Origin of the sequence: Halorubrum sp. Atlit-28R, assembly GCF_003665955.1 — an archaeon.
Lineage (GTDB): Archaea > Halobacteriota > Halobacteria > Halobacteriales > Haloferacaceae > Halorubrum > Halorubrum tropicale.
The window spans coordinates 1-429 of the sequence record NZ_QPLS01000321.1; the positions used below are offsets into that span (position 1 = coordinate 1).

Genomic DNA, 429 nt, shown 5'->3' on the forward strand with positions numbered 1-429 from the left:
CTATTTCTCGAGTTGATACATGAGGTTGGTCTCAATACGGAACACCTCACGCGGTTCCCACATGAGTTATCTTTAGTTCAAAAACAACGGGTTGCAATCGCACGTGCACTCGCAACTAAGCCATCTCTTTTTGTCTTAGACGAACCCACAAGCGCACTTGACGTGAGTGTCCAGTCACAGATTCTCAACATGCTGGACCGATTGAATGAAGAACACAATCTAACGTATATCTTCGTAACTCACGACCTCTCCGTTGTTCGCCATATTGCAGACCGAATCTCGGTCATGTATCTCGGCAACGTTGTTGAACGAGCGCCAGTTAACGACTTATTCGAGACTCCAAGACACCCCTACACCAAAGCACTCTTGTCTGCAGTTCCTGTTCCGGACCGAGATTACGACGCGACAGAAGACATTGTACTTTCAGGT

The 429-nt window shown here is 47.3% G+C and carries 1 protein-coding gene; it reads left to right on the top strand.

Annotated elements, in window-relative coordinates:
• Window positions 1-429 (top strand): ABC transporter ATP-binding protein (locus DVK06_RS19745; protein WP_147438204.1); only part of this gene is annotated, 429 nt, incomplete at both ends.